We start from the raw sequence: 7,949 nt of genomic DNA, 5'->3' as shown, positions 1-7,949 counted from the left end.
AAAAATCCGCAGGCAATAAATCCACCATGGCATTATGTGTACAGTTCTAATAACCAACCAACACCAATCGACGGCTATTTGTATCCGGGCTATTATTTGCCTAAAGACAGAGCCATGAGAATTGATGGTTTACTCAATCCAAAAAACGATTGGACCAAAGAAGATGTCTCTAAAATGATAGTCGATAACACTTCGGCTACAGCTCAAACAATCGTTGGAAATATGACCAAACCTTTAAATAGCACTAATTTCAGTGCCAATGAAAAGCAAGCGTTAAACATTTTAAAAGACTGGAAAGCCACGCATGAGCTGAATGACATTGCGCCAACGCTTTTTAATAAATGGCTATATTTTTATTTGAAATCGACTTTAGAAGATGAATTCGGAGAAGAGAATTTCAAACTGTTATTGAGCACTCACATCGTCAAACAAATGATTGAAGCCCAAACCCAGAACGCCAATTCGCCTTGGTGGGACAATAGCAATACGAAAGACAAAAAAGAAACCCAATCGGAAATTCTAACGAAGTCGTTTAAAGAAACCATAGCGTCTTTAGAAAATCAATTGGGCAAAGATGTCTCGCAATGGCAATGGAGCAAAGTGCACCAAGTAACTTTCCAACATCCGATTGGCAAAGTGAAACTGTTCAGCAAGTTTTTTAATGTGGGCGCATTCCCGATTTCAGGAACCAATGAAGTCATCAATAACCAATTGTTTATTTACACCGATGATGCCGTTATTCCGGTTAAAGGCGGACCGTCAACGCGACGTATCATCGACTTTTCAGATATTGAAAACAGTTTAAGCGTTTTACCAACAGGACAATCAGGAAATCCGATGAGCAAGCATTACAGTGACCAATCAGAGATGTTTGTCAACGGTAAATTCAGAAAAATGAAACTGAATAAAAAAGAAATCGAAGCCACATCGACTAAACTAATTTTCAAACTAAAATCTTAATATAAATTGGGATTTTGAATAATGTGCGCGGCTTTTTCTTTGATTCGATAAAGCTCTTCAGCCGGTATTTTGTTTAATAAGTTCAGCATCATCGCCATGCGTTGGTTATTTTTGAAATACTGTTTTTTATCGTCTAAAAAATTCCAATACAAACTGTTGAACGGACAGGCATTTTCTCCCAGTTTGTCTTTAACGTTGTAAGGACACGACTCACAATAGTTACTCATTTTGTTGATATAACTGCCCGAAGAAACATAAGGTTTGGTAGCCAAAATTCCGCCATCGGCATACTGACTCATGCCTCGAGTATTGGGCAATTCAACCCATTCAATCGCATCGATATAAACACCAAGATACCAAGCGTCAACGGCATCGGGATGGCGTTGGGTGAGCAAAGAAAAATTGCCAATAATCATCAACCGCTGAATATGATGGGCATAAGCATCATCCAAACTTTGATTTATCGCCTGACTCATGCAATGCATTTTGGTTTTTCCGGTCCAATAAAAATCAGGTAAAGGTTCGTTATTTTCCAATACATTCATTTGGGCATAGTCGGGCATCTCTTTCCAATAAATCCCTCTCACATATTCGCGCCAACCAATAATTTGCCGCACAAAACCTTCGACTTGTGCCAATGTTATCGATTCTTGATTTTGATGATAATGCGCTACAACAGTATCAATCACTTCTTTTGGAGAAAGCATTTTACTGTTCATGGCAAATGACAAACGCGAGTGAAACAATTGCTTTTCTTGGGTGTGCATAGCATCTTCATAAGTCCCGAAATGCTGGAGTAAGTTGTGACAGAAATAATCGAGTAATTCCAAACATTCTTCTCGGGAAATAGGCCAGCCAAAATGGTCTGGATCAATATTACCAAAAGTACTAACGCCGGCTTGTTGGATTTCCTCTAATATTCGGACGATGTTTTTTGGAAACTGCTTCGCTTTGGGCACCACAACTTCGCCTTTGTATTTCTTGCGATTGTAGTGGTCAAAATTCCACTGATTCCCAAAAGGTTGTTCGCCTACCATCATTACTTGGTGTTTCTTACGCATCATTCGGTAAAAACTTTCCATCAACAGTTGTTTTTTGCCTTGGAAAAATTGGGTTAGTTCTTCTCTTTGCGTGTAAAAATGTTCGGTGTCAATGACTCGACTAGTTATGTCTAATTTACTGCAAATGGCTTTCAATTGTTCGTCAAGGCGATATTCATCCGGCAATTGGTATTCGAAATGAGTGATGGAATATAGGGCGATTTCTTTTTGAATTAACTTTTCAAAATCCTGCGAATTGTCTTCGGCCGAAATTTTGTAATACCGAACTTGATGTCCTTGCGTTTGTAACGTTTCGGCAAAATGTCGCATCGCCAAAAAGAAAGCCGTGACTTTTTGAATGTGATGTTTCACATAATCCGTTTCCTGACGCACTTCTGCCATCAAATAGATTACGGACTCATCTTTGGTTTGAAACCAAGAATGATTCAAGTTTAATTGGTCACCGAGAATTAGCCGAAGTGTTTTCATTTAAAATAAAGTGGTTTGGAGCCAAAGTTTTTGAAACGCACCATTGGCATCATACATTTCTGCTTGGCGTTTGATGTTGAATTTTCGGTCGCGCGGATCATTGCCTACGCCCGAATTGTAAATCCAGTTTCCATAATTGGAATGCACGTCGTAATCGATTAGCATGCTTTCAAAATAAGCGGCGGCAATTCGCCAATCCTGTTCCCATTCTTTGGCCCAATAACTCGCCACGTTTTGCCTTCCGCGATTGCTCATCCAACCGGTTTGTTGGAGTTCAATCATGCTGGCGTTTACAAATGGTTCTTTGGTTTGCCCGTTCGTCCATTGCTGAAAGGCTTTGTTGTTGAATTTCCAATCGTAGGTTTTGTTCAAAATGCCTTTGAGTTGGAAAATTTTATTGCCGTGTTTGAGGGAAATGTATTTGAAATAATCGCGCCAAATCAATTCAAAAATTAGCCAATATGTATCTTCATTCGCGCCGATTTCTTTTTCATAACTTTTCACTTCCCAATAAATGGTTCGTGCCGAAATACTGCCGTTGGCCAACCAAGCCGAGAGTTTGGAACTGTAATCTTTGCCGATTAAGCCGTTGCGCGTTTTCTTATAAACGGATAATTTTTTGGTGTCCCAAAAGTATTCCGCTATGCGCAACAACGCTTGGTTTTCGCCACCTTGAAACGGGAAAGCAGTCTTGGGCGATGTTTCAAAATCTTCAAAACCTAAATCTTGTAAGGTTGGAATAAAAGTGTCATTTGCAATGGTATTACTTTCCGGCAATGCTTTAATTTGGGCACAACTTCTGACCGAAACCGTTTTCTCGCATTGTTTTCGAAACTCAGTAAAAACTTCCGGGATTTTTTTGAAATCGGTATAAGGGATATCTTCGGGATGGAATAAAAATTGGTCATAACATTCGTGCCATTTTACAGTTGGAATCTGCAATCGCACCGCATCATTTACAGCCATTTCTTCTGCTGTCCATTCCTTTTGAAGGTAAATGTTGTCGATAGTGTATTGGTTCACCAAATCGGGAATCACTTGTTCCGGCGTATTGTGAAATACCAAAAAGCTAATGTTTTTTTTCTCCAAATTATCGCTGAGTTCCTCAATAGTTTCTATCAAAAACTTGGCTCTGAATTGCGCTGTTTTTCTAAAACCATAAGTGGTTTCGGCAAACTGTCTTGGGTCAAAACAGTAAACGGCAATAACTTGATTGTTTTCTTTGATGGCTTGAAATAAGCTGTGATTGTCATTCACGCGCAAGTCATTTCTAAACCAAACTAATCCTGTTTTTTGTTTCTTCTGCATTTTTCGCTACAATAATTAACTTCGTTCCAATTCTTCTCCCACTTTTTGCGCCAAGCAAAAGGCAATCCGCAAGTTTTACAGATTTTCTCGGGTAAGTTTACTTTTTTATGTGCCATTTTTTAGGATGGATTTGGTTTTTAAATGCGGACGAGCATAATCAAATCGGTCTAAGATTTGGGGCAAACAATAGCCGTCTAAACCATTTACGGTGACGACATCGGCTTTGTCCAATTGCAACCAATAATCCTCGTGCAAGATTTCTTCTTTGAAATAAATTTCTACAATGGAAGCTATGACATGAATGGTGTTGTTTTCTTTGATTTCATATTCGTTGAGGTATTTGCAAAGCAACTTCACCGGACTTTCTTTAACAAACGGCACGTCAATTTCAGAAAGGTATTCTTCGGTTAGATTTACTATTTCAAATTCAGATTCCTCCGCATTGTAACTGGCAGAGGTTTGATGTGCTTGGGCAATCATATTTTGGGCAATGTGGTTCACGGTGAAATAGCCATTCGATTTTAGGTTTTCATAAGTGTTACGCGCAACAACATTCGGTCGAAGAATAAAACCTAACATAGCCGGATTGCTTCCCAAATGCGTAACACTTGAAAAAACAGCAAGGTTTGTAATACCGGATTCAGACTTGGTACCGATTAAGTTAGCCGATTTGTATCCGGTGCAACTGTTTATCAAGTTGAGTCGGTGTACTTTTGATAGCGAATCCCATTCGGAACGGGTAATTTTTTTCATGCTTTTTTCTTTCAAAGGTAAGATTTGTTTAACTTAAATAAAAAATAATTAAACAAAAATTATGATTTTGACCAAATAAATAGACTTCAGTCGTTTTACTTCAGTAATATTTCAGTAATTTTGCCTAACTTTTTTTCAAGATTTCAATGCAAAATCCTCAAAAAATTGCGGTGGTTGGTTCGGGTTTAGTCGGAACTTTACTGGCAATTTATCTCAAAAGACAAGGACACATAGTTCACGTTTACGACAGAAGTCCTGATATCAGAACGGTTGAATTTTCAGGACGTTCCATTAATTTGGTAATGTCTAATCGCGGTTGGAAAGCCATGGAAGATGTAGGCTTGGATGATGAAATCAGAAAGATTGGAATTCCGGTCGATAAAAGAGCCATTCACTTAAAAGACGGCAAACTCAATTACCAATATTACGGCAAAGACGGCGAGGCTATTTTTTCACTTTCCCGCGGTATTCTAAATAGAAGAATGATTGATTTAGCAGAAGCGGAAGGCGTGGCGTTTTTCTTTGAGCACAAAATTTGGGACGTGACTTTAGCCACAGCAACACTTCACATTGGGGAAACCGAAAGCGGTGAGTGGACAGAATTACAATACGATAAAGTGTTTGGAGCCGATGGTGCTTTTTCGAGAATTCGGCACAGAATGCAACGCCAAAGCATGTTTGATTACTCGCAAGAGTTCATGAAGTTAGGCTACAAAGAATTACACATTCCGGCCAACGCTGACGGAACACATAAGATTGATAAAAACTCTTTACATATTTGGCCACGCGGCAATTTTATGCTGATGGCTTTAGCCAATTTAGACGGTAGTTTTACCTGTACGTTGTTCATGCCGTTTGAAGGCGAAAATTCTTTTGAGCAATTAAAAGACGAAGCGTCTTTAGTAGATTTCTTTGCCAACTATTTCCCAGATACGGCTGCTGTAATTCCGGATTTGGTTCGCGATTTCTTTAAAAATCCAACCAGTTATTTGGCGATTATGAAGTGTTATCCATGGACGTTTGAAGACAAAGTAGCCTTGATTGGCGATGCTTCTCATGCGATTGTTCCTTTTTACGGTCACGGAATGAATGCCGGTTTTGAAGACATCACAATCCTAAGTGAGATGATTTCTAAATATGGTGATGATTGGAAAACCATTTTCTGCGAATACCAAAAATCGCGCAAACCTAATGCTGATGCAATAGCCGAATTATCGCTCCGAAACTTTATCGAAATGAGTACCAAAACCGCCGATGAAAAATTTTTGTTGCAAAAGAAAATCGAAAAATGGTTCTCCGACAAACATCCCGATAAGTGGATGCCGTTGTACAGTCGGGTGACGTTTAGTTTACAACCTTATTCCGAGGCCTTAGCCATTGGTGATTTCCAAAACAAAATCATGGAAGAAGTAATGCAAATGCCGAATATAGAAGCCATTTGGAATAGCGAAGCGGTCGAAAACAAAATCATTGATTTATTGAAATAGATTTTTAGGAGCTTTATCCGGCTATCCACTATATCTTTTACACCTGTCAGGTTTTAAAAACCTGACAGGTGTAAAAGGATGCCGTTCCTATCCGGGCTAGGGTTATTCTGCTTCCCGATGCACTTTGTTAAAATCAAAAGCCGGTTGGCAAATCGCAATGTATTCACAAGGTTCGTCAAACGGATTCGAATATTGCACACGCGTATTTTTTTCAATTTTTATCGATTGTCCGGCTTCTAGTATCACGGTTTCTCCATCAATGATAAATTGCTTTTTTCCTGAAATGATATAAGTGTATTCGTCAAACTCAGGCGTTTGAAAAGGCTCGCTCCATTTGGGCGGTGCAATCATGTGTGCAATTGAGATTTCTGCGTTATTTGTTGTTGCATTACCGTGGTGTTCTTCGATGAGTTTGCCGTCTGTAGTTGGCACTACAAAAGGCGCTTTTTGGATAAAATATTTACTCACTGTTTTATATTTTTTTTGGTGTTTGTGAACCTTCGGTTTCTTCATTTGTAGTCAGTTTTAATCCCAAGTATATTTCCAACTTCCGTCACTTTGTTTTTTCCAAACGGTGTGAAAAACGCCTTTGAATTCTCGTTCTTTTCCCTGAAAATCTTTGATAGACCAAACGTAATCGCCATAAGTATAACCCATAGTTCCGTCATTGGAAACGTCAACATGATTGGGTGTCCAAGTCACTTTAGCCGATTGGTATTTTTGGTCGCTGTAATACAATTTGATATTTTCTTTGCCTATAATCAGCGTATCGTTTTCGCGTTTGATGACAGCATTGCTGTCGGCGAAAGTGTAAAAGGCTTCGGGTATGCCTTTGGTTTGCGCCATGTTTTTAAAGTCTTCTTCGGCTTTGAGAACTTCTTTTTTGATGGGTTCCAAATCTAGTTTGGTGATAGCTTCCTTTTTATTACAACTTAAAAAGGCAACTGTAACAAGAGTTAAGGCGATTTTTTTCATGGTAAAGTTATTTTCTGAAAAGCTTGTTCAATACACCAAATACGCCACGAATAAAAGATGCGCTCGTCACGACTTTGGTTACTGATTTTCCAATCACTTCGGCTGTGCTCGGTTCGTTGCTTTTTCTTTTTTCTTCTTGTTGGGTTTCTTGTTCCGCTTCGGCTTGTTGGTTGGCTTCCTCAATTTTTTTGGTCAGCATTTCATAAGCGCTTTCGCGGTCAATTTCTTCGTTGTATTTTCTAACCAATTTCGATTTGGCGTTAATTTGTTCTATTTCACTCTCGGTCAAAACATCCATTCTACTCATCGGTGCTCGCATCATGGTGGCAGCTAATGGTGTTGGAACTCCTTTTTCGTTTAAAGCCGTAACAAAAGCTTCCCCAATTCCAAGCGAAGTCAATACTTCATCGGTTTTGTAATAATCAGACAGTGGATAATTTTCGGCAGTTTGCTTGATGGCTTGTCTATCATTGGCTGTAAATGCTCTCAAGGCGTGTTGGATTTTCAATCCCAATTGGGCCAAAACACTCGCCGGAACATCCATTGGGTTTTGGGTTACAAAATAAACGCCAATCCCTTTGGAACGAATCAACTTGATGATGGTTTCAATTTGGTTTAACAACGCATCGCTGGCTTCGTTAAAAATCAAATGCGCTTCGTCTATAAAAATGATTAATTCCGGTTGGTCGGCATCGCCTTTTTCGGGCATTTGTTGGTAGATTTCTGCCAATAAACTCAACATGAAGGTCGAGAATAATTTGGGTTTGTCTTGAATATCGGTTAGGCGAATAATGTTGATGTAGCCTTTTCCGTTTTCGTCAATGCGCATTAAATCGTCAATTTCGAATGACATTTCGCCAAAGAAAATATCGCCGCCTTGTTGTTCCAGTTCAATAATCTTACGGAGAATAATTCCGGTAGTTGAGGTTGATATTTT

The 7,949-nt window shown here is 39.1% G+C and carries 9 protein-coding genes; 2 read left to right on the top strand and 7 right to left on the bottom strand.

Going from position 1 to position 7,949, the window contains the following annotated elements; all coding sequences use genetic code 11:
- On the top strand, positions 1–960 hold a 960-nt coding region (locus ACK4HO_RS12460; RefSeq protein WP_409666273.1), incomplete at its 5' end, for a penicillin acylase family protein.
- Here the strand turns inward: ACK4HO_RS12460 and ACK4HO_RS12455 are convergent.
- The 4 genes from ACK4HO_RS12455 to ACK4HO_RS12440 are packed head-to-tail and all read right to left on the bottom strand — an operon-like array spanning position 957 to position 4,550.
- A complete protein-coding gene (locus tag ACK4HO_RS12455) occupies positions 957–2,489 on the bottom strand; it encodes a cryptochrome/photolyase family protein (RefSeq protein WP_409666271.1) in 1,533 nt (510 codons plus the stop codon). The two genes, ACK4HO_RS12460 and ACK4HO_RS12455, sit on opposite strands and share 4 nt — an antisense overlap.
- Positions 2,490–3,797: a DASH family cryptochrome gene (locus ACK4HO_RS12450; protein ID WP_409666269.1), complete on the bottom strand. Its 1,308-nt coding sequence runs from the start codon at positions 3,795–3,797 to the stop codon at positions 2,490–2,492.
- A complete protein-coding gene (locus ACK4HO_RS12445; RefSeq protein ID WP_409666267.1) occupies positions 3,770–3,913 on the bottom strand; it encodes a DUF2256 domain-containing protein in 144 nt (47 codons plus the stop codon). The genes ACK4HO_RS12450 and ACK4HO_RS12445 overlap by 28 nt, the downstream gene beginning before the upstream one ends.
- The gene (locus ACK4HO_RS12440; RefSeq protein WP_409666266.1) at positions 3,903–4,550 is read right to left on the bottom strand and encodes a flavin reductase family protein; all 648 of its coding nucleotides are present in this window, start codon (positions 4,548–4,550) and stop codon (positions 3,903–3,905) included. The genes ACK4HO_RS12445 and ACK4HO_RS12440 overlap by 11 nt, the downstream gene beginning before the upstream one ends.
- 146 nt (positions 4,551–4,696) lie before the next feature.
- Between ACK4HO_RS12440 and ACK4HO_RS12435 the strand changes: the two genes are divergently transcribed.
- Positions 4,697–6,037 carry an FAD-dependent oxidoreductase gene (locus ACK4HO_RS12435; RefSeq protein WP_409666265.1) on the top strand — a complete coding sequence of 447 codons (1,341 nt, stop codon included), beginning with the start codon at positions 4,697–4,699 and terminating at the stop codon, positions 6,035–6,037.
- A gap of 102 nt (positions 6,038–6,139) precedes the next feature.
- Here ACK4HO_RS12435 and ACK4HO_RS12430 read toward each other — a convergent pair whose 3' ends face one another.
- From ACK4HO_RS12430 to ACK4HO_RS12420, 3 genes are all read right to left on the bottom strand, one after another.
- Positions 6,140–6,505: a cupin domain-containing protein gene (locus ACK4HO_RS12430; RefSeq protein ID WP_409666274.1), complete on the bottom strand. Its 366-nt coding sequence runs from the start codon at positions 6,503–6,505 to the stop codon at positions 6,140–6,142.
- A gap of 57 nt (positions 6,506–6,562) precedes the next feature.
- The gene (locus ACK4HO_RS12425; protein WP_409666263.1) at positions 6,563–7,012 is read right to left on the bottom strand and encodes a YybH family protein; all 450 of its coding nucleotides are present in this window, start codon (positions 7,010–7,012) and stop codon (positions 6,563–6,565) included.
- Between the two features lie 7 nt (positions 7,013–7,019).
- Positions 7,020–7,949, bottom strand: a 930-nt coding sequence (locus ACK4HO_RS12420) for a helicase HerA-like domain-containing protein (RefSeq protein ID WP_409666261.1), incomplete at its 5' end; no start/stop codon positions are given.

The sequence above is a fragment of the Flavobacterium sp. genome (assembly GCF_046296355.1).
Classification (GTDB): Bacteria; Bacteroidota; Bacteroidia; order Flavobacteriales; family Flavobacteriaceae; genus Flavobacterium.
Note: the sequence above shows the minus strand (reverse complement) of the source record. Positions and strands in the feature narration are given on the sequence as shown.

Coding starts and splice junctions, on each gene's coding strand:
- ACK4HO_RS12435 (WP_409666265.1), top strand. CDS start 4,697: ATGCAAAATCCTCAAAAAATTGCGGTGGTTGGTTCGGGTTTAGTCGGA.
- ACK4HO_RS12455 (WP_409666271.1), bottom strand. CDS start 2,489: ATGAAAACACTTCGGCTAATTCTCGGTGACCAATTAAACTTGAATCAT.
- ACK4HO_RS12440 (WP_409666266.1), bottom strand. CDS start 4,550: ATGAAAAAAATTACCCGTTCCGAATGGGATTCGCTATCAAAAGTACAC.
- ACK4HO_RS12425 (WP_409666263.1), bottom strand. CDS start 7,012: ATGAAAAAAATCGCCTTAACTCTTGTTACAGTTGCCTTTTTAAGTTGT.
- ACK4HO_RS12445 (WP_409666267.1), bottom strand. CDS start 3,913: ATGGCACATAAAAAAGTAAACTTACCCGAGAAAATCTGTAAAACTTGC.
- ACK4HO_RS12450 (WP_409666269.1), bottom strand. CDS start 3,797: ATGCAGAAGAAACAAAAAACAGGATTAGTTTGGTTTAGAAATGACTTG.